Origin of the sequence: Nonomuraea sp. NPDC048892, from assembly GCF_040649735.1 — a bacterium.
Classification (GTDB): Bacteria; Actinomycetota; Actinomycetes; order Streptosporangiales; family Streptosporangiaceae; genus Nonomuraea; species Nonomuraea maheshkhaliensis.
On the sequence record NZ_JBEZFZ010000019.1, the window covers coordinates 154001 to 173105 of the forward strand.

Genomic DNA, 19105 nt, shown 5'->3' on the forward strand with positions numbered 1-19105 from the left:
GGATTGGTCCTTCATCACGAAGTGGCCGGCCCCAGGGGACGATCACGCATGCCGACGAGGTCGGCTTTTCCTGCGTGCTGGATGGTGTCTCACCAGTTCGACAACCCAACACCTCGAAATGTGAGGCGATACGCCAACCTCACAGTTCACTGCGCTGTCTTGTCGAACTGGTAAAGGCAGATGCGACCAAGGGAGCCGACGACACTCATGACCACCCCATCCGAGCCGGAAGGCGACCAGCTCGATCCCGGCCTGAGCGCGATCATGAGTGAACGGCGCCACCTGATCAATCTCGCCTACCGGCTCCTGGGCTCCCTGGACGACACCGAAGACGTCGTCCAGGAGACCTACACCCGCTGGTACGCCCTGTCCCGGCGGCAGCAGGACGCCATCGCATCCCCCGGCGCCTGGCTGACGACGGTGGCCAGCCGCATCTGCCTCAACCTGCTCTCCTCGGCACGCGCCCGGCGAGAGACCTACGTGGGCGAATGGATCCCCGAGCCGCTACCCGAACCTACCGAGTGGATCACCGGGCGGGCGGACGGCATCACCGTCGACCCTGCCGACCGGGTCACCCTGGATGAGTCGGTCAACATGGCCTTCCTCGTCGTGCTCGAATCGATGACCCCGGCCGAGCGCGTCGCGTTCATCCTGCACGACGTCTTCCGCTACTCCTTCGCCGAAGTGGCCGACATCGTCGGCCGTACCCCGGCGGCCTGCCGCCAGCTCGCTTCCTCGGCCCGCCGTCGCATCCGCGCGCCGCAGACTCCCGCGCCTGTGGCGGCCGGGCAGGCCCGCATCGTCAAAGACTTCAAGCAAGCCTGGGAGGTCAAGGACATCAATGCCCTCATCGGCCTCCTCGACCCCGACGCCACGGCGATCGCCGACGGCGGCGGCATCGTCGGCGCCTTGCTCCACCCGATCGAAGGTGCCGAGCAGATCGCGCGCTCCCTGGTCAATCTCGAGGGCAGGCTACACAAGCTGACGATCCTGGAGCGTACGGTCAACGGCCAGCCCGGCCTGGTTGCCCAGCAATACGGCATCACCGTATCGGTGTACGCGTTCGACATCGCAGGCGGCCGGATCAGGCGCATCTGGGCGGTACGCAACCCCGACAAGCTCAGGCCGTGGACGATGGGGCCGCCGCAGTAGGAGAGTCAGGAACAGCAAGTGGTGCCGAACGATAGAAGATGATCTTAGCGAGTCCGGGACACGCTGGGTTTCGCGTGCGCCTTACTTGAGGTCAAAGGGTTCCGCGAGCGCCCCCAGCCCGCGATGGACGGGCATCGCCGCAGACCGGTGAAACCACACAAGACACTCGATCTCAGTCGCCTTCCTTCACCTGCCAACGCATGGATATTTCACACGATCACAGGATGGATGGACAGAAGATGACGTACGCACAGGAGTTGCCGCTGCAGATGCGGCGGAACGGGTTCGACCTGGTCGAAGAACTGGCCAAGGCGCGAGATGGCGGGGGCGTCGTGCGGATGGAGACGCCGTTCGGCCTGCCCGCCTACCTGGTCTGCCGCCACGATGATGTTCGCCAGGTGCTGTCGGATCCGGCTGCGCAGGCTCGAGCCGCGCATCACCGAGATTGTCCAGGCGGCTCTGGACGACCTCGAGCGGGCCGGCACACCGGCCGACCTGGTGGCGCACTTCGCGCTGCCGGTGCCCTCGCTGGTGATCTGCGAACTGCTGGGCGTGCCGTACGCCGACCGCGCCGCCTTCCAGAAGCGTTCCGTGCGCATGCTCGACACCTCGTTGCCGATGGAGCAGCGCGTCGCGGCGCAGCGGGAGGACCGCGCCTACATGGCCGGCCTGGTCTCCCGCGCCCAGGCCGACCCGGGCCAGGACATGCTCGGCATGCTGGTACGCGAGCACGGCGACGACCTCAGCACCGACGAGCTGATCGGCATCGCGGGACTGCTGCTACTGGCCGGGCACGAGACCACCTCGAACATGCTCGCCCTGGGCACCCTGGCCCTGCTGCGACACCCAGACCAGCTCGCCACGATCCGCAAAGATCCGGCGCAGATCGAGCCCGCCATAGAGGAGCTGCTGCGCTGGCTGTCCATCGTGCAGTCGCTACCGCCGCGCACGACCACGACGGAGGTGGAGATCGCCGGCCATACCATCCCTGCAGGTTCGCTCGTGATGCTTTCGCTTCAGTGAGCGACCTGTTCGAGCGCGGCATCGGCGTCAAGGTGCTGGAGGGCATCGCGGCCGGCAAGCACACCGAACGCTCCCTCATAATCGACCTGGCCCTCGCCCTGGCCGAAGACCGCCGCCGCGACATCGTCCGCAAGACCAAAGACGGCTTCGAAGCTGGCGGCCGCCGCCCCGTGGTCGACGACAACAAACGCGCCGCCATCCTCGCCCGACGCCAGCGCGGCGAATCCATCCGCACCATCGCCGCCGGCGTCAAGGTCTCCATCGGCGTCGTCCACAAGGCCCTGACCGCCGCCCAAGCGGAACAGCGACCGTAGACACCCACTGCCACGCCGGTGAGCCATTCAGCTACCGAACGTTACTTTGGGGCTGGGGTCAGCTTCGGGAGCAGGACGCCGAGAAGACGGGTGACGGGCTGCGCATAGAGCAGGACGAACAGGGCGACGACCCGGTCCAGCAGCACCCGCCGCCTGCGGCCAGTCCGTGACCCGTGGCTCAGGTTGGATTCAGGTTATTGATCTACCACGCTGTGCCCATCGCATTTCTCGCGATTGCCGTACGTGCAGCAAGACTGAGTGACATGTCTGGGTGAAGGGGTGGGGCCCACGGCGGGCGGAATTCTCGATGATGGACGAAAGGACGTCGTGCGCCGAGCATGACCTTGCGGACCGCGTCGCCAGGAATGCGCCGCTGGCGCTGGCGGCCGTCAAGGAGGTGCTGCGCGCGACGCCGAGCCTCAACGACGGCGACGCCTTCGAGCGCCATGACGAGCCCATCTCCGGGCTGCCCTCCAGCCAGGACGCGCGCGAAGGCGCGCCCGAGGAATATCGGCCGATGTTCGAGGTGAACGTCTTCGGTCTGATCGAAACCACCAGAGCCGCCCTGCCTGTCTTGCGACGTTCGGGCCGAACGATCGTCAACATGTCGTCTGGCGCCGGAATCGCGGGCGGCGGAGGCTATTACAACGCCGCCAAATTCGCCGTGGAAGGGATTTCCGAAGCGCTCGCCGGCGAGCTGAAGCCGTTTGGCATCCGCGTGCTGATCGTCGAGCCTGGGCCGTTTCGCACCGATTTCCTTGGCCGTTCGATCACGATGGCGGCCAACGAGATGCCGGAATACGCCGCGAGCTCGCGCAAGCATTATCGCGAAACCAAAAACGGCAATCAGGCGGGCGATCTCGACAAGGCGATCGCGGTGATCCTGCAGGCAGTCGACGCCGATGACGCCCCGCTTCATCTGCCACTCGGCCTGATCGCGCACTCGATTGCTGAGCGAAAGCTGGCTGCCTTCCGCAGCGATATCGACGCCTGGCGCGACATCACGATCGCCACCGATTTCGATCAGCCCTGAGCGCTGGCCGCGAGCTCTGTTTGAACGTTAACATCTGACTGGAAAGCGATCATGATCGCAACTTTGAAGGGGTTTACCCAACAACTGATGCCGGTGAATGGCATCAAGATCAACGCTGTCACGGGAGGCTCAGGCCCGCCGATCCTTCTGCTTCACGGGTGGCCGGAAACATGGTGGGAATGGCACGATGTGATGCCGCTGCTGGCCGAGTATTTCGGCGTAGTGGCCATCGATCTGCGCGGCGCGGGCTTTTCCGACTGCCCGCTCGACGGCTATGACAAGGCGACGATGGCGCGCGACGCGCACGAAGTCATGGTTGCCCTTGGGCATGAACGCTACGCCGTGTGCGGACATGACATCGGCGGAATGGTCGCCTTGCCGCAGGCCGCCATCTATCGGGAGGCTGTTACCCATCTGGCCGTCCTCGACGTTCCGCTTCCCGGCTGGACCGGATGGGAGGCGACGACCGCAAGGCTTTGGCACTTCAGCTTCCATATGAACCGGGATCTACCCGAGCACCTGATCCATGGCCGTGAATATGACTATATTTCGACCTTCATGTCTGAGCGGTTCTACGATCACAGCACCTTCAATCCGGCGGACATCGAGATCTACGCGAGAGCGATGGCGCTTCCTGGCCGCACCCGCGGCGGCATGGAATGGTATCGGACTCTCACCGCCGACCATGCGGCCGCGCTCGAGTACAAGAAGCAACCGCTCGAGATACCGGTGCTAGGTCTCGGCGGGGATCAGCGCTTCGGTGCGCAGATGGTGCCGATGCTCAAAGAGTTCGCCAGCAATGTGACGGGCGGCTCGATTGCGCAGTGTAGCCACTATGTCGCGGACGAACGGCCGGATGAAGTCGCGGCCGCTCTGATCGATTTCCTCAAGGCCAAGTGAAAATCTGCGACCGCGCCGTCGTGGGCCGGGCGGATCGCGACACTGCGGGCAAGTTGCGCCCGCACCTATCCCGATCGATCGATCAAATAAGAAAGGAAAACTGTCATGTCCGCACCTGTCATTCGCGGCGTCAATCATATCGGCATCACGGTGCCCGACATCGAAGCCGCAAAATCGTTCCTGGTGGAAGCTTTCGGCGGCCAGGTGATCTATCAGTCCTTCGGACCGCAGGATCCGCCGCGGCAGGGACCCGAATTCGAGCGGGCCGTTGGCGCTTTCCCTGGAACGGTCGTGCGCGCGCAGGCGATGGTCAAGATCGGAACCGGGCCCGATATCGAGCTCTTCGAAATGCACGGCCCCGAACAAGCCCAGCCGATCCGAGCGAGCGACTTCGGCATCACGCACTTCGCTCTCTACACCGACGACATCGACGCATCGGTTGAGCGCTTCAAAAAGGCCGGAGGCACCCCACTCACGGCGCCTCGCGCTATTCCCTATGCAACGGAGAAAGGTCCTGGAAACAAGGTCTGCTACTGCCGCATGCCCTGGGGCACGACGATGGAATTTATCACCACGCCGGACCGCATGGCCTATCATGACCAGACGGATCTGCGCAGGTGGCAGGACGAGGACTGAGCAGGGCGGTGAGTTGGTCGTGCGCGGCGACCGCATCGCCGGCTTTCCCCGTCCAGCGGGCGAGGCTGCCCCGGGCGTAGAGGGTGCTGGGGTGGTCGGGGCCGAGGATGTCCTCTAGCTCGGGGAGCAGAGCCCGCGGTTCTCGTAATCCTCCTGAGGGCCCAGGAATGCTCCTGGGGTCCCCAGGAGTCAGGGGCTTACGGCCATGTCGCGGTCTCGGACGCGGTGATCCGGTGGAGGAGCTGAGGGGTGAGGGTCGCAGGGCGTTGGGTGATCCAGCGACGCACCTGGGAACGGTCACGTCCGGCTGCCGTGCCTGCTGTGGTATCAGCATGTACAGGCCCGAGCGGCGGGCCACCAGAGCTCCGGTGCGCACCTGGGTCGAGACCGGGAGCTCAGTGGCGCGGCTTCAACCGGTCGATGCCTCCGGGATAGGCGTTGCCGAGCGCGACGACGACGTCTAGCAGCGCCCCGTACAGCCGGCCGAATTCCCAGTGCTGGTCGGCGAGCTGTCCGCTGGCTCCAGTGCGCGGGTGAGCTCGGCGAGCTGCGTGCGCCACTCCTCCGCTGTGGCGGGCAGACGCGGGGCGGCCGCCTCCGGCCGCTGTTGCGGCGCCTGGGGTGGCGGCGCGGGCTCGGATCGCAGGGACGAGCGGAGTGCGCGCTGCCGGTCAGCGCCTTGAGGAGTTCCTCGGCCACCAGGCGCATGGTGGGCTTGCTGGTGAAGGTCAGCGTCAGCGCGGCGTCTGGCCGCACGGTGCGGTCCCGGCGCGCAGGTCCTCCAGCACCGCCTGCACCGCGAACGTCTTGCCGGTGCCGGCGCAGCCGTGCACGACGCCGGTGGCCTGTCGCCGCGCCCGCTTCAGGAGCGGCCGTCACGGCGTAGCGTGAATTGTCCGTAACGCCGGGCCCGGCAGCGAGGAAACATCTGAAAGCACATTCCTCGGCGAGGGCCGCCCGCGCCCCCGTCAGGCCCGGCGATCGTCGCCGATCCATCAGGGAGAGATCTTGACGCACAGTGGCAAAAAGACGGACCCGCGGGATCCGGAGTACGCCGACGCCCCGGCTGCAAGGATCAATCCGCACACTCCTCACCCCGCCCGGATCTATGACTTCTTACTGGGCGGCAAGGACAACTTCGCCTCCGACCGTGAGGCCGCCAAGGGGCTCATCGAGCTGTCGCCGGGCACCCGTGAGGGCGTGCGCGCCCACCGTGCCTTCGTGAGCCGGGCCGTACGGTATCTGGCGGCCGAAGCCGGCATCACCCAGTTCCTCGACATCGGCACCGGGCTCCCCACCCAGGACCCCACCCACGTCATCGCCCAGCGGGCCGTGCCCGAGACCCGGGTGGCCTACGTCGACAACGACCCCATCGTCCTCGTGCACGGGCGTGCCCTGCTGACCGGTGACCCGGCGGGCGCGACGGAGATGATCGAGGCGGACCTGCGGCAGCCACAGAAGATCCTGTCCGACCCCGCGGTCCGGGAGGTGCTCGACTTCACTCGTCCCGTGGCCGTCATCCTGGCCGGGATCCTGCACTTCGTCACCGATGACGAGGACCCGTACGGGGTGGTCGAGCAGCTCAAGGCGGCGGTGCCCAGCGGCAGCCACCTGCTGCTGTCGCACATCACCATGGACTTCGCCGACAACCTGAGCCGCGAGGAGTTCACCAAGCCGTACGACAACAGCTCCGCCCCCATGGTGCCGCGCAGCCACGACGAGACGCTGCGCTTCTTCGAGGGCTGGGACCTCCTGGACCCGGGCCTCGTCGAGGTCGTCACGTGGCGGCCGGACCCGGTCGAATACCAGGAACAGATCCCCGGCGGCCACGCCTGGGCCTACGGCGGCCTCGCCGTCAAACCCTGAGACACCCCCGCGTGCGCCGTCCGGCCCACGCGGCCGCGCACGTCACGCCACTACACGAAGTAGCGTGCCTGGAGGCGGAACAGCTCGGCGTAGAGCCCGCCGGAGCGGCTCAGCGCGTCGTGGGTGCCGACCTCGGCCACCCTGCCCCGCTCCAGCACGACGATGAGGTCGGCCGCCTGAGCTGTGGTGAGCCGGTGCGTCACCAGGACGGTCACGCCGCCCCGCAGCCGGCCCATGCCGGCGTACTGCTCGAACAGCCACTCCTCGGCCCGCGCGTCCAGGCTGGCGGTCGGCTCGTCCAGAACGCCTCCAGGATGCGGCCCTTCCCCGGCCGGTACAGACCGCACAGCAGCTTCACCAGGATGGACTTGCCCGCGCCGTTCTCCCCGACCAGGGCGACCACGGAGCCGGCCGGCGGCTCGACGTCGACACCGCTCAGCGACGGCCGGTCCCGGTCCCAGTACCGGAGGCCGAGCCCCTCCAGCGTGACGCCCCGCTCCAGCCGGGACGGCGAACAGCGGAAGGACCACCAGGATCGGGACGACCGAGGCCATCAGCAGCGCCGACGACACCCAGACCAGCGCCCCCCGGTGGGCCGCAGAACCCGGTCGAAGCCCTCGCGGAGGCCGTTGCGGGCCGGCGCGGAACGCCGCCGCCCGGCCGGCCCGGCCGGGACGTTCGTGGATCTCCAGCGTCGGCGTCGTTCCGGCCACGTCGATGAACCGGTGCTCCACCTCGTTCTGGAGCTCCTCCGACAGGCGCAGCCGGGTGAAGTAGCCGGCGATGAACGTGCTCTGGGTGAGCATCACGAACGCGGCCAGGCAGAGCGACAGCACTGGCACCGTGCTCGTCGCGTGGTCGCTCGCCGCCTCGCTGAACAGGCCGAGCAGCATCGCGAGGCCGACCCCGGTCACCTGTTCGAGGATCGCCACGGCCACCACGACCGTCGTGGCGCCGGCCGTCAGCTCGTGGAAAATGTCGCAGAGGCCAGCGGCCGGCTCGTCCATGATCAGCAGCCGGGCGCCGTGCCGCAGGCCGAACATGGCGCGGGCGATGGCGATGCGCTGCCACTCGCCGCCCGACGCGTCGGTCATCACCGTGTCCGAGCCGTCCGGAAGCCTGCCGATGAACTCGCGGAGCCTGGCCTGCGCCGCCACCGCGCGCAGGCACTCGTCGGCCTTAATGGCGGCCTTCAGCGTGCCCGCCCGCCTGGCGTGCCGGTTGGCACCACCGCGGCGGCACCGAGGTCGGCGTCAACGGTGCCGGTGCGGCTTTGTACGGCCGTTCAGGCGGGCGGGAGTCATGGGTGAAAAAGGGGCGCGGGAGGGTAAGGACGGCGTTTTTCCGGGCGATCGAGGGCAGGCGTCATGGCCGCGGCGACGTAAGAAAACCGGACGATCAGGCGGGCGGGGGCTCAGGGGCGGGGTGCGGGTCTCGGGGACGGGTCCTGAGGGCTCAGGTGGACCCGCCATCACTCGCCGAGTCGGCGGCGTGACCGTCGGTCCGGATGTGGTCCACGCTCCTCCTCGATCAAGTTGGGTGGCTAGCCGCATTAAAGGAGGGGACTTTCGCCGACACAAGGGTGAAATCGTTTGCAATTTAGGTAACGTTCCGGTAACTAACGCCGAAACGGTCGCTGAAATGCGCAGACATCAGCGATGCCAACTCGTTACGCGACGGAGGGGTTCACGGTCGGACATTGGCGTGTTACAACCCGATTAATTGATCTCAGAGATAAACAAAGGGGCAGGTGGTGCGCATGTCGTACAAGCCACCCAATCGCGCCCCGGGCGGCGCTCCACCGGCGGGTCCTGCCGCGCTGCGCCGGGCGAACCTCTCGCTCGTGCTGCGCGAGCTGCGCGACCACAGGGTCCTGTCCCGCGCCGACATCGCCGAGACGACCGGGCTGCACCGCGCCACCGTCTCCAACCTGATGGCCGAGCTGCTGGAACGGCGTCTCGTACGCGAGGTCGGCGTCAGGCACGTCGGCGCAGTCGGCCGCCCCAGGCGCGCGGTGGCCTTGCACGGCGCGCACGTCGGCGCGCTCGGCATGGAGATCAACGTCGACTACATCGCGGTCCACGGCACCGACCTCAGCGGCCGGGTCCTGGTCGAGCGCCGGATCGTGCACGACGCGGTGGGCAGCGGCCCGGACGGCTCCGTGCGGCGGCTCGCGGCCGTGGCAGGGCAGGCCGTCGAGGCCATGCGGCGGGCCGGAGCGACCCCCGCCGGCATCGCGGTCGCCGTCCCCGGGCTCGTGGACGTCACCCGCGGCGTCGTGACGCTCGCCCCCAACCTGTCCTGGCACGAGCTGCCCCTGGCCGAGCGGCTGACCTCCGTGCTCGGCCCGTTGCGCCTGCCGGTACGGGTGGACAACGACGCGAACCTCGCCGCCCTGGCCGAGTACACCTCCGGCGTCGCCGCCGGCACGCCCTACCTGGTGTACCTCACCGGCGAGGTCGGGGTCGGCGGCGGCATCATCCTGGACGGCCGGCTGCTGCGCGGCGCGGACGGCTTCTCCGGCGAGGTCGGGCACCTCCAGGTGGACCCCCACGGCGCCCAGTGCGGGTGCGGCCGCGCCGGATGCTGGGAGACCAAGGTCGGCCTGGCCGCGCTCGTCCGCGCGGCGATGCCCGAGCAGGCGTACGGGCTGCCCGGCAGGCCGGTGCCCGACCCCGGCGAACGGGTGAGCGACATCGCCGGCGGCCTGGCCGCGGGCGACCCGCGGATGACGGCGGCGGTGGCGCAGGTCGGCGAGTGGCTCGGGCTCGGCGGCTCGATCCTGGCCAACCTGTTCAACCCGCGCGTGATCGTCATCGGCGGCTACTTCGCCTCGCTGGCCCGGTGGCTGCTGCCGCACGCGCAGGACCAGCTGGACCGGCTCATGGTGGCGGCCCCCGCCGCCCAGTGCCGCTTTGTCGCCTCCACGCTCGGCTTCGGCGCCGCCTCCCGGGGCGCCGCCAGCATGGTGGTCAGCGACGTCATCGACGACCCGACGGCGATCATCGGTACGTCACCCCGGCCGGCACCCGTCTGACGGCCCCGCAGACCTGGAGACGGCACCCTCCAGCACCCCGCAAGATCCGCTCCACGAAGTGGCAACAGCGCGGCGGCGCGCGCCTTGCCTGACGTCCCCCCGGTCAGGAAGGGTTTCCATGTCACCACGTCATCGCACGTGGGCCAGGCTGCTCCGTGCGGCCCTGCCGTTACGCGGACGGCGCCTCAGGCGCCGAGCCGTGACGACGATGGCCTTATCCGCCCTCGTCGCCCCCCTCGCCGTCCCTCTCGTCCCGATCCTCGCGGCGCCCGTGAGCGCCGAGGCCACCACGGCGGCCGAGCCCGCCTACAAGGTCCTCGTCTTCTCCAAGACGACCGGTTTCCGGCACGACTCCATCCCCGAAGGCATCGCGGCCGTGCAGCGACTCGGCCAGGACAACGACTTCGCGGTCGACACGACCGAGGACAGCGCCCTGTTCACGGACCAGAACCTGGCCCAGTACAAGGCCGTGATCTTCATGTCCACGACCGGTGACCCGCTGAGCACGCAGGACCAGAAGGACGCCTTCCAGCGCTACATCCAGAACGGCAACGGTTTCGTCGGCGTCCACGCGGCCGCCGACAGCGGCTACACCTGGGAGTGGTACGGCAAGCTGGTCGGCGCGTACTTCAAGAGCCACCCGGCGATCCAGCAGGCCACGGTCAAGGTCGAGGACCCGGCGCACCCGTCCACCAAGGACCTGCCGACGACCTGGACCCGTAGCGACGAGTGGTACGACTACCAGGCGAACCCGCGCCAGACGGTCCACGTGCTGACGTCGATGGACGAGACCTCCTACACCGGCGCCACGATGGGCGCCGACCACCCGAACACGTGGTGCCAGGACTTCGACGGCGGCCGTTCGTGGTACACCGGGCTCGGCCACATGAAGGAGAACTACAGCGAGCCGAACTTCCTGAAGCTGCTGCTCGGCGGCATCCAGACCGCCGCGGGCGTCGTCAAGGCCGACTGCTCGGCCTCGCAGAGCTCCAGCTTCGAGAAGGTCACCCTCGACGACGACACCTCCAACCCGATGATGGTGGACGTCGCGAAGGACGGCCGGGTCTTCTACATCGACCGCCTCGGCGAGGTCAAGATCATCAAACCGGCCGGCGGCACCGTGACGGCGGCCGATCTGGACGTCTTCACCGCCAACGAGAGCGGTCTGCTCGGCCTCGCGCTCGACCCCGGCTTCGACACCAACCACTGGGTGTATCTGTACTACTCGCCCACCGGGACGAACGTCGACCGGCTGAGCCGCTTCACCGTCACCGGCGACACCCTGGACCTGGCGAGCGAGAAGAAGATCCTCGACGTCCCGGTCCAGCGGGCCGAGTGCTGCCACCACGGCGGCGGCATGGTGATCGACCCGAAGACCGGCGACCTCTGGCTGGGCACCGGCGACAACACCAACCCGTTCGCCTCCGACGGCTACACGCCGATCGACGAGCAGTCGGGCCGGTCGAGCTGGGACGCCCAGCGCAGCGCGGGCAACACCAACAGCCTGAGCGGCAAGCTGCTGCGCATCCACCCCGAGGACGACGGCACCTACACGATCCCATCGGGCAACCTGTTCGCACCGGGCACGGCGAAGACCAAGCCGGAGATCTACGGCATGGGCTTCCGCAACCCGTTCCGCATGGGCCTGGACCCCAAGACGGGTCACATCATGCTCGGCGAGTACGGCCCCGACGCCAACTCCGCCAGCGCCACCCGCGGCCCGCAGAACACCGTCGAGTGGAACATCGTGTCCGAGCCGGGCAACTACGGCTGGCCGTACTGCGTCGGCGACAACACCCCGTACGTCGACTTCAACTTCGCCACGAGGCAGTCGGGGTCGGCGTTCAACTGCGCGGCGCCGGTCAACGACTCGCCGAACAACGACGGCCTGACCAGCCTGCCGCCGGTCATCCCCGCGACGGTCTGGTACCACTACGCGGCCGACCCGCAGCACTTCCCGGAGCTGAGGGGCGGCGCCCCCATGGGCGGCCCGGTCTACCGTGACGACCCCGACCTGCAGTCGGACGTCAAGTGGCCGGCGTACTGGGACGGCAAGGCGCTGTTCGGCGAGTGGAACAACGACAAGATCTGGTCGTTCCAGCTCGACGAGGACAGCACCGAACTTGTTGAGATGAACCCGATCCTCGGCACGTTGCCGTTCAAGAAGCCGATGGACATGAAGTTCGGCCCCGACGGCGCGCTCTACGTGATCGAATGGGGCTCCGGCTTCGGCGGCGACAACGCCGACTCCGGCATCTACCGCATCGAGTACACCAAGGGCACCCGCCCGCTGATCGCCCGCGCCACCGCGGACAAGACGGACGGGCCGCTGCCGCTGGCCGTCACGTTCTCCAGCGAGGGCAGCAGGGACCCGGACGACAAGCCGATCACCTACGCCTGGGACCTCGACGGCGACGGCGAGACCGACTCCACCGACCCGAACCCGTCCTTCACCTACGAGGAGGGCGGCGACTACAACGCCGTCCTGACCATCACCAACCCCGACGGCAGGACCGCCACCGCGAGCGTGGCGATCAGCGCGGGCAACACCCGTCCCACCGTCTCGGTGGACCTGCCGCCGAACGGCTCCTTCTTCGAGTTCGGCGACCAGGTGAAGTTCGAGGTCACCGTCACCGACCCCGAGGACGGCACGATCGACTGCGATCGGGTGCAGATCCAGGCGATCCTCGGCCACGACAGCCACGGCCACCCGCTAGACCAGCACAAGGGCTGTGAAGGCGTGCTGCAGACCCAGCAGGCCGGCCACGGCGAGTACGACAACCTCTTCTACGTCATCGAGGCCAGCTACGCCGACGACGGCGCCAACGGCGCCAAGTCGCTGACCGGGCGGGGCGAGGTCCTGCTGGAGCCCAAGCGCAAGCAGGCCGAGCACTTCTCGCAGACCGGCCGGGTGAGCGGCGGCACCGGCACCGACGCCGCGGGCGTCGCGGCGGAGACGACCAGCGACACCCAGGGCGGCAACGAGCACATCGCGTTCATCCAGGACGGCGACTGGTGGTCCTTCGACCCGGCGAACCTGTCGAACCTGACCGCGATCCGGCTGCGCGCCTCCTCCGGTGGCCCCGGCGGGACCGTGCAGATCCGGGCGGGCGACCCCGAGACCGGCACGCTGGTCGGCTCGGTCGAGGTGCCGCCCACCGGCGGCTGGCAGACGTTCACCGACGTCACTCTCGACCTGACGGAACCGCCGTCGGCGAGCGGGCCGCTGTACTTCGTCGTACGCAAGCCCACGGACGCGGCCGACGACGCCTACCTGATCAACGTCAACTGGGTCGACTTCGTCGGCAAGGGCGCGACCGACAACCAGCACCCGGTGGTGACCGCGACGGCCACCCCGGCGACGGGCGTCGCCCCGCTGCAGGTGGCCTTCACGGCGACGGCCACCGACCCCGAGGGCGACCCGCTCACCTACAAGTGGAACTTCGGCGTGGCCGGCGCACCCGAGCCCACCACCGCCGAGGCGAGCCACACCTACACCGCGCCGGGCACCTACACCGCCGTGGTGACCGTCACCGACGACAAGGGCGCGTCGGCCACCGCGCAGGTCCAGGTCAAGGTGGACGCCCAAGCCACGGTGTGCTTCACCGGCCGGTCCGACGACTTCCTCGGCGACCAGCTCGACCGTGACCGCTGGTCCGTCGTCCGCGAGAATCAGGACCTCAAGGTCGAGGACGGCAAGCTGGTGATCCCGACCTCGACCACCGACATCTACAGCACGGGCGGCAACACGCCGAACATCGTGCTGCAGCCGGCTCCCTCGGGCGCCTGGACGGCCACGGCCAAGCTCACGCTGGACGCGCGGGACGCGTACCAGCAGGCGGGCCTGGTCATCTACGGCGACGACGACAACTACGCCAAGATGGTGCTGCAGGCGCGCTCGACCTCGGGTTCCGACCACGCCAGCCGCATCTTCCAGTTCATCAGGGAGGAGAACGCCGCCCCCAACGAGGTGTCGCAGAGCAACACGGCCTCCCTCGGCGACGCCTACCCCGACACCGTGTACGTGCGGTTCGTCAGCGACGGCAGCACCATCAGCGCCCACTACTCCTCCGACGGCAGCACGTTCACCGCGATGCCGCAGACCAAGTCGCTCGCCGGGATCACCAGCCCGAAGATCGGCCTGATCTCGCTCGCCGGGGCCAACCACCCGGTGGTGGACGCGGCCTTCGACTGGTTCCACATCACGCCGGACGACACGGCGACCGCGCCCGCCCCGGACGACGAGTTCGACGGCACCGCGCTCGACACGTGCCGCTGGAGCGCGGTCGTGCGCCCCGACGCCACCGCCGCGCGGGTGAGCGGCGGCAAGCTGGAGCTGGACACCACGATGGGTGACATCTACGGGACCACCAACACCGGCCCGAAGAACCTCATCCTGCAACTGGCCCCGGACGGCGACTGGACGCTGGAGACCAAGCTGGACGCCTCGGCGCTCAACGAGCAGTACCAGCAGGGCGGCCTGATGGTCTACACCGGCGACGACGACTACGTGAAGCTCGACTTCCTCACCACCAACTCGCCGGGAGCCACGGTGGCGCGGGCCATCGAGCTGCGCAGTGAGGTCGGCGGCACCGTGCAGAGCCCGCAACCGCAGGCGAACAACCTCACCGGCGGCGAGTGGCACCTGCGGCTGAAGAAGGAGGGCGACACCTTCACCGGCTCCTACTCCTCCGACGGCCAGACCTGGACGGACCTGTCCGCTCCGGTGGAGAACAGCGCCGTGGCCGAAGACGCGAAGGTCGGCGTCTACACCATCGGCACCAACCAGACGGCCTCGAAGACGGTCACGTTCGACTTCTTCCGCCTGACCGGGGCGGCGCAGGTCGAGCTGGCGGTCTCCGCCGCGTCCCGCTGCATCGGCACCTCGGCGTACGTGGCGGTCACCGCCGTCAACACCTCCGAGACGGCGGCGACGGTGACGCTGACCACGCCGTACGGCACGAAGACCGTGGCCGGCGTGGCCCCGGGCAAGCAGGCGTACCAGTCCTTCAACAGCCGGGCCGGGCAGATCGACGCCGGCACGGTGACCGTGAAGGGGACGGCGACGATCGGCGGCCAGGAGGTCACCTCGTCGTACGACGCCGCGTACCCGGCGCTCGACTGCAGCTGAGACAGAACCCCCGGGCCGGCCGCTGGGCCGGCCGGCCCGGCCCACTCATAGATGGAGCGATCACATGAGAATCAACAAGGCCGCGCGGCTGCTCGCCGCCGCGGTGGTCGGTGTCGCGCTCGCCGGCGCCGGCCTGGCCGGTCCTGCCGTGGCCGAGGACGATCCCGAGGACGGCATCGACGTGTCGGTGACCATCGAGCCGGGCACCACTACCGGCCAGGTGTCCATGACCGTCGCCGACAACGGCGGGGTGGCCCTGCAGGAGAGCGGCTCCGACGCCGCCGCCCGCCAGTTCGTCGGCACCCTGCCGACGGTCACGGTGACCGACACCCGCGATCCCGGGGAGATCCCCGACGGTGACTTCTGGGCGGTCGTGGGCCAGGCCGGCGAGTTCACCGCGACGGACGGCTCCGCGCCGCCCATCGGCCCGCAGTACCTGGGCTGGCGGCCGCGGCTGCTGAGCGACTCCTCGACCGGCGCGGTCGCGGCCGGCGAGCCCGTCTCCAGCGTCATCTCCGACGGCTCGGGAGCGCCCACCGTCGGCCTGCAGGGCCAGGAACTGCTGGTGTCCACGGCGAACTCCGCCGACGAGATCGGCACCTGGGAGGTGAACGCCGACCTGGCGCTGCGCACGCCCACCGACGTCGCCGCCGGCGAATACCACTCGACCCTGACGCTCTCCCTGTTCAACCAGTCCTGAGCCATTTGCCGGGGCGCGGGACGCCATCGCCGCCCGGGACCCCTGCGGGGTTCCGGGCGGCCACGACGACGAGACTGGAGACATCCTCTGTTGAGCATCAACCGTGCGCGAGGCGTCCTCGCCCGCCTCGCCGTCCTCGCCGCCCTGCCGGCCGCCGTCCTGGTGGGGCCGGCGGCCCCGTCGCACGCCGACACCACCTGGTCGGTCGTGCCGGCCAACGCGGGCGGGCCCGACGGCCGCAGCGCCATCGACCTCGAACTCCCCGGCGGCGGGCAGGTGGTCGAGCACGTCGCGGTCATCAACCGCTCCACCGAGCCGGTCGAGTTCGGGATCGACGCCAACGACGGCTACCTGACCTCCAAGGGATACTTCGACATGCGGCCGTCGGACGTCGCGCCGGTGGACGGCGGCTCGTGGATCACGGTGCCCGAGAAGGTGACCGTCGCCGCCGGTGCCACCTCCGTCGTGCCGGTGACGGTGTCGATCCCCGGCAACGCGACGCCGGGCGACCATCCTGCCGGAGTGACCGCGTCCCTGGAGACGGTCTCCGGGCAGGTACGGGTCCAGAACCGGGTGGGCGTCCGCCTGAACATCCGGGTCACCGGCGGCTACGTCGCCAAGGTGGCCGTCAGCGGGGTGCGGGCGGAGTACACGGGCTCGTGGAATCCCTTCGTCCCTGGGACGGTCGAGGTGACGTACACGGTGGCCAACGCCGGAAACATCCGGCTCGTCAGTGACAACCGGGTGCTGTCGTCCACGCTGTTCACCGAGAACTCCTGGAGCGACCCGTCCGCGGCCAGGGCCAGGGAGCTCATGCCGGGCGGCAGCCGTACGTACGTCGCGCGGGTGGCGGGGGCCTGGCCGCTGGGGCCGGTCCGTACGACGGTCGTGGCGGTCCCCTCCTTCGCCGGTGCGGCGGCGCCGGACGTCGCCGTGCGGCAGGCGACGGTCGCCACCACGGTCTGGGCGCTGCCGTGGCCGCAGCTCGGCCTCGTCGTCCTGCTCGTCCTCGCCTTCTTCGCCCTCCGGTTGAACGCCGCGCGGCGCCGCAGGCGCATCGAAGAACTGATCAGGCTCGCCCGTGAGGGCAGGCCGCAGGAGACGTGAGTCCCGTCACCCGCCCTCAGAGGTGGCGGCCGTCAACCGGCCCGGGCGCCGGCATCGAATCGCAAGGGAGCCATGTTCCGTGAAGAAGGCATCGGCCTACGTCCTGACCGTCCTGCTGTCCTGGGCCGGGCTGGTGCTCGGCGCACCGGCCGCCCACGCGCACGGCGGGCCGATCAAGCTGGAGGTGACGGGTGACGGGGCCGACAACGTCAACGTGCTCGTGACGTACAAGAAGGACGGCCATCCCGTGACCGAGATCGTCGCGGCGACGCTGACCGCTACCTCGTCCGACGGCCGTGCCTTCGGCCCGGTCCCGCTCCGGTCGGCCGGCGAGGGCCAGAACCTCTACCGCTCCGCCGAGCCGCTGCCCAGCGGCGAGTGGCGGGTGACGGTGAGGGCGACCGAGCCGGCCAAGGCGAAGAAGACGGTGAAGGTGAAGGCCGGCGTGGTCGCCGCGCCGGTGGCGGCGACGGCGACTGCGGCACCGGGCCCGACCGCCGCGCCCGCGCCGGGCTCGACGACCGCTCCCGCACCGGGTACGACGGCCGCCCCCGCTCCTGGCCAGGCGTCCGCACCCGCCCACCTGCACGAGGCCGCGGCGGGCGCGGCGGGTAAGACGGACGGGGACGGCGCGATGGGGAGCGTGCTGCGGATCGGCGTCATCGTCCTCGCGGCGCTCGCCGCCCTCGCGGCCTGGCTCGTCCTGGCCCACCGGCACCGGCAGACCCGCCCCTGAGCACACGCCCCCGCCGCTCGTGTCAGCGGCCGCGACCGTGAAGATCAAGGCCGCTGAGCACGAGCCTGTGGGTGCCCGAAACTCGGCCATTGGGGCTGACCTGGTGTTTGGTGTTCCCGTTCTGGCGGGCATGATCGCTGTTCATGGCGCTGCGGTTGCTTTACCTGATCTTTGTCCGGCTTGCGGGTTGGTTGGTGTTGCTGGGTCGCTCGTATCGGTCGAAGGAAGCGGAGATCCTCGTCTTGCGTCATCAGGTCGCGGTGTTGCGTCGGCAGGCGGCAAGGCCTCGGCTGTCGTGGACGGATCGGGCGGTGATCAGCGCGCTGGCGCGGCTGCTGTCTCCATCTGGTCGTCGGCGGTTGTTCGTGACGCGGTTACCGGCGGATCGCTGGGGAACTTGCCGCTCTGGGTTACCGGGTGGGCTCTTGCATCGTATGGCTCCTCTTGAAGAAGGCCGGCATCGATCCAGCGCCGCGACGCGCGGGACCGACCTGGAGTGAGTTCCTGCGTGCTCAAGCTGAGGGGATCTTGGCATGCGACTTCTTCCACTGCGACACCGTGCTGTTCAAGCGCCTGTATTGCCTGGTCGTCATGGAGATCAGCACCCGCAGGGTGCACGTCCTCGGCGTTACCGAGCACCCGACCGGGCCGTGGGTGGCGCAGCAGGCTAGGAACCTGATGATCGAGTTGGGGGACAGGGCGCAGGGGTTCAGGTTCCTCATCCGCGATCGGGATACCAAGTTCACCACGATGGTCGACGAAGTCTTCACGGCCGAGGGCATCCGCATTCTCAAGAGTCCGCCTTGCGCTCCGCGGGCCAACGCGTTCGTCGAACGCTGGATCGGTGGTCTGCGCCGAGAACTGCTCGATCGGATCCTCATCGTCAACGCCCGCCACTTACGGTGCGTGTTGGCTGCGTACGAAACCTACTTCAATGAGCATCGCCCGCATCGCTCCCTGGGCCAGGCCGCCCCGCTGCGAGCCCTTCCCGACCCGGTCGAGGACGATATCAAGGTCATCCGACATGACCGCCTCGGCGGGCTGATCCACGAATACGCGCAGGTCGCATGAGGCGGCCGAGTTCTTGGCACCCACAGGCGGTACGGCGGGTGGAACGAGATGGCGGTCACGCCCGGTACGGGCACCTCCGGCGCCGTGCTCTGTCCCTGCGCGTCGTACCACCAGCCGATGATCTGGCCGTTGTCCTTGCAGAATGGCCCGACTGGCTCATCCGACTGTGACCAGTGCCATCGCTGCCGCGCGGGCATCACTGGCTGCAGTGCCGGTGTGATCGACCAGCCCCCGGGTCTTGACGCCGTCATAGAGCACCAGCAGTTGCCGGGCCACGACGGTTGGTTGCGTGCTTCCTGCCGCAGTGGCCAGGCGCTCGAACAACACGAGCATTCGCTCGTCGTGGGTGGCCAGCGCGTGATGAGCGGGATGCTCGGGTGTCAGGAAAACGGCTGCGCT

General features: G+C 68.9%; 17 protein-coding genes and 1 pseudogene. 14 read left to right on the plus strand and 4 right to left on the minus strand.

The features are described 5' to 3' along the window. Nucleotides 1-207 precede the first annotated feature (207 nt). The 6 genes from sigJ to AB0C28_RS41595 all read left to right on the plus strand — a co-directional run bounded on the left by sigJ (nucleotide 208) and on the right by AB0C28_RS41595 (nucleotide 5058). Nucleotides 208-1152, plus strand: coding sequence for an RNA polymerase sigma factor SigJ (sigJ, locus tag AB0C28_RS41570; RefSeq protein ID WP_358080928.1), 945 nt, complete (start codon nucleotides 208-210; stop codon nucleotides 1150-1152). Between the two features lie 384 nt (nucleotides 1153-1536). Next, nucleotides 1537-2175, plus strand: a complete 639-nt coding sequence (locus AB0C28_RS41575; RefSeq protein ID WP_358080931.1) for a cytochrome P450 — start codon at nucleotides 1537-1539, stop codon at nucleotides 2173-2175. Beyond that, the gene (locus tag AB0C28_RS41580) at nucleotides 2172-2489 is read left to right on the plus strand and encodes a helix-turn-helix domain containing protein (protein WP_358080934.1); all 318 of its coding nucleotides are present in this window, start codon (nucleotides 2172-2174) and stop codon (nucleotides 2487-2489) included. Before AB0C28_RS41575 ends, AB0C28_RS41580 begins: the two co-directional genes overlap by 4 nt. A 307-nt stretch (nucleotides 2490-2796) precedes the next feature. Then, nucleotides 2797-3522: an SDR family NAD(P)-dependent oxidoreductase gene (locus AB0C28_RS41585; RefSeq protein ID WP_357858194.1), complete on the plus strand. Its 726-nt coding sequence runs from the start codon at nucleotides 2797-2799 to the stop codon at nucleotides 3520-3522. Nucleotides 3523-3573: 51 nt separating this feature from the next. Continuing rightward, complete coding sequence (locus AB0C28_RS41590) at nucleotides 3574-4422, plus strand: alpha/beta hydrolase (RefSeq protein ID WP_358080936.1); 849 nt, start codon at nucleotides 3574-3576, stop codon at nucleotides 4420-4422. 105 nt (nucleotides 4423-4527) lie between these two features. Then, nucleotides 4528-5058, plus strand: a complete 531-nt coding sequence (locus AB0C28_RS41595; RefSeq protein ID WP_357858188.1) for a VOC family protein — start codon at nucleotides 4528-4530, stop codon at nucleotides 5056-5058. A gap of 395 nt (nucleotides 5059-5453) precedes the next feature. Here AB0C28_RS41595 and AB0C28_RS41600 read toward each other — a convergent pair whose 3' ends face one another. After that, the gene (locus AB0C28_RS41600; protein ID WP_358080939.1) at nucleotides 5454-5618 is read right to left on the minus strand and encodes a hypothetical protein; all 165 of its coding nucleotides are present in this window, start codon (nucleotides 5616-5618) and stop codon (nucleotides 5454-5456) included. A gap of 448 nt (nucleotides 5619-6066) precedes the next feature. On the opposite strand from AB0C28_RS41600, the gene AB0C28_RS41605 reads away from it, so the two are divergent. Next, nucleotides 6067-6924: an SAM-dependent methyltransferase gene (locus tag AB0C28_RS41605; protein ID WP_358080942.1), complete on the plus strand. Its 858-nt coding sequence runs from the start codon at nucleotides 6067-6069 to the stop codon at nucleotides 6922-6924. A gap of 50 nt (nucleotides 6925-6974) precedes the next feature. Here AB0C28_RS41605 and AB0C28_RS41610 read toward each other — a convergent pair whose 3' ends face one another. Continuing rightward, nucleotides 6975-7160, minus strand: coding sequence for a hypothetical protein (locus AB0C28_RS41610; RefSeq protein WP_357858179.1), 186 nt, complete (start codon nucleotides 7158-7160; stop codon nucleotides 6975-6977). Next, complete coding sequence (locus AB0C28_RS41615) at nucleotides 7136-7327, minus strand: ATP-binding cassette domain-containing protein (protein ID WP_358080945.1); 192 nt, start codon at nucleotides 7325-7327, stop codon at nucleotides 7136-7138. The genes AB0C28_RS41610 and AB0C28_RS41615 overlap by 25 nt, the downstream gene beginning before the upstream one ends. Nucleotides 7328-7604: 277 nt before the next feature. Between AB0C28_RS41615 and AB0C28_RS41620 the strand changes: the two genes are divergently transcribed. The 7 genes from AB0C28_RS41620 (at nucleotide 7605) to AB0C28_RS41650 (ending at nucleotide 18706) form a co-directional block, all read left to right on the plus strand. Then, nucleotides 7605-8234 (plus strand): hypothetical protein, encoded by a 630-nt coding sequence (locus AB0C28_RS41620; RefSeq protein ID WP_358080948.1) that lies wholly within the window; start codon nucleotides 7605-7607, stop codon nucleotides 8232-8234. 449 nt (nucleotides 8235-8683) lie between these two features. After that, nucleotides 8684-9961 (plus strand): ROK family transcriptional regulator, encoded by a 1278-nt coding sequence (locus AB0C28_RS41625; RefSeq protein WP_358080951.1) that lies wholly within the window; start codon nucleotides 8684-8686, stop codon nucleotides 9959-9961. Between the two features lie 208 nt (nucleotides 9962-10169). Beyond that, nucleotides 10170-15092 (plus strand): ThuA domain-containing protein, encoded by a 4923-nt coding sequence (locus tag AB0C28_RS41630; RefSeq protein ID WP_358080966.1) that lies wholly within the window; start codon nucleotides 10170-10172, stop codon nucleotides 15090-15092. A 64-nt stretch (nucleotides 15093-15156) separates the two neighbouring features. Further along, the gene (locus tag AB0C28_RS41635; protein ID WP_329581227.1) at nucleotides 15157-15792 is read left to right on the plus strand and encodes a hypothetical protein; all 636 of its coding nucleotides are present in this window, start codon (nucleotides 15157-15159) and stop codon (nucleotides 15790-15792) included. Between the two features lie 90 nt (nucleotides 15793-15882). Continuing rightward, on the plus strand, nucleotides 15883-16899 hold the full coding sequence (locus tag AB0C28_RS41640; RefSeq protein ID WP_358080954.1) for a hypothetical protein: 1017 nt from the start codon (nucleotides 15883-15885) through the stop codon (nucleotides 16897-16899). Nucleotides 16900-16978: 79 nt separating this feature from the next. Beyond that, on the plus strand, nucleotides 16979-17635 hold the full coding sequence (locus AB0C28_RS41645; protein ID WP_358080957.1) for a hypothetical protein: 657 nt from the start codon (nucleotides 16979-16981) through the stop codon (nucleotides 17633-17635). 444 nt (nucleotides 17636-18079) lie between these two features. Beyond that, nucleotides 18080-18706: an integrase core domain-containing protein gene (locus AB0C28_RS41650; protein WP_358080960.1), complete on the plus strand. Its 627-nt coding sequence runs from the start codon at nucleotides 18080-18082 to the stop codon at nucleotides 18704-18706. 156 nt (nucleotides 18707-18862) lie between these two features. Here AB0C28_RS41650 and AB0C28_RS41655 read toward each other — a convergent pair. Next, nucleotides 18863-19105 (minus strand): annotated as a pseudogene (locus AB0C28_RS41655) (hypothetical protein); the annotation flags it as partial.

Coding starts and splice junctions, on each gene's coding strand:
- AB0C28_RS41585 (WP_357858194.1), top strand. CDS start 2,797: ATGATGGACGAAAGGACGTCGTGCGCCGAGCATGACCTTGCGGACCGC.
- AB0C28_RS41575 (WP_358080931.1), top strand. CDS start 1,537: ATGATGTTCGCCAGGTGCTGTCGGATCCGGCTGCGCAGGCTCGAGCCG.
- AB0C28_RS41610 (WP_357858179.1), bottom strand. CDS start 7,160: ATGGGCCGGCTGCGGGGCGGCGTGACCGTCCTGGTGACGCACCGGCTC.
- AB0C28_RS41590 (WP_358080936.1), top strand. CDS start 3,574: ATGATCGCAACTTTGAAGGGGTTTACCCAACAACTGATGCCGGTGAAT.
- AB0C28_RS41625 (WP_358080951.1), top strand. CDS start 8,684: ATGTCGTACAAGCCACCCAATCGCGCCCCGGGCGGCGCTCCACCGGCG.
- sigJ (WP_358080928.1), top strand. CDS start 208: ATGACCACCCCATCCGAGCCGGAAGGCGACCAGCTCGATCCCGGCCTG.
- AB0C28_RS41630 (WP_358080966.1), top strand. CDS start 10,170: ATGGCCTTATCCGCCCTCGTCGCCCCCCTCGCCGTCCCTCTCGTCCCG.
- AB0C28_RS41595 (WP_357858188.1), top strand. CDS start 4,528: ATGTCCGCACCTGTCATTCGCGGCGTCAATCATATCGGCATCACGGTG.
- AB0C28_RS41635 (WP_329581227.1), top strand. CDS start 15,157: ATGAGAATCAACAAGGCCGCGCGGCTGCTCGCCGCCGCGGTGGTCGGT.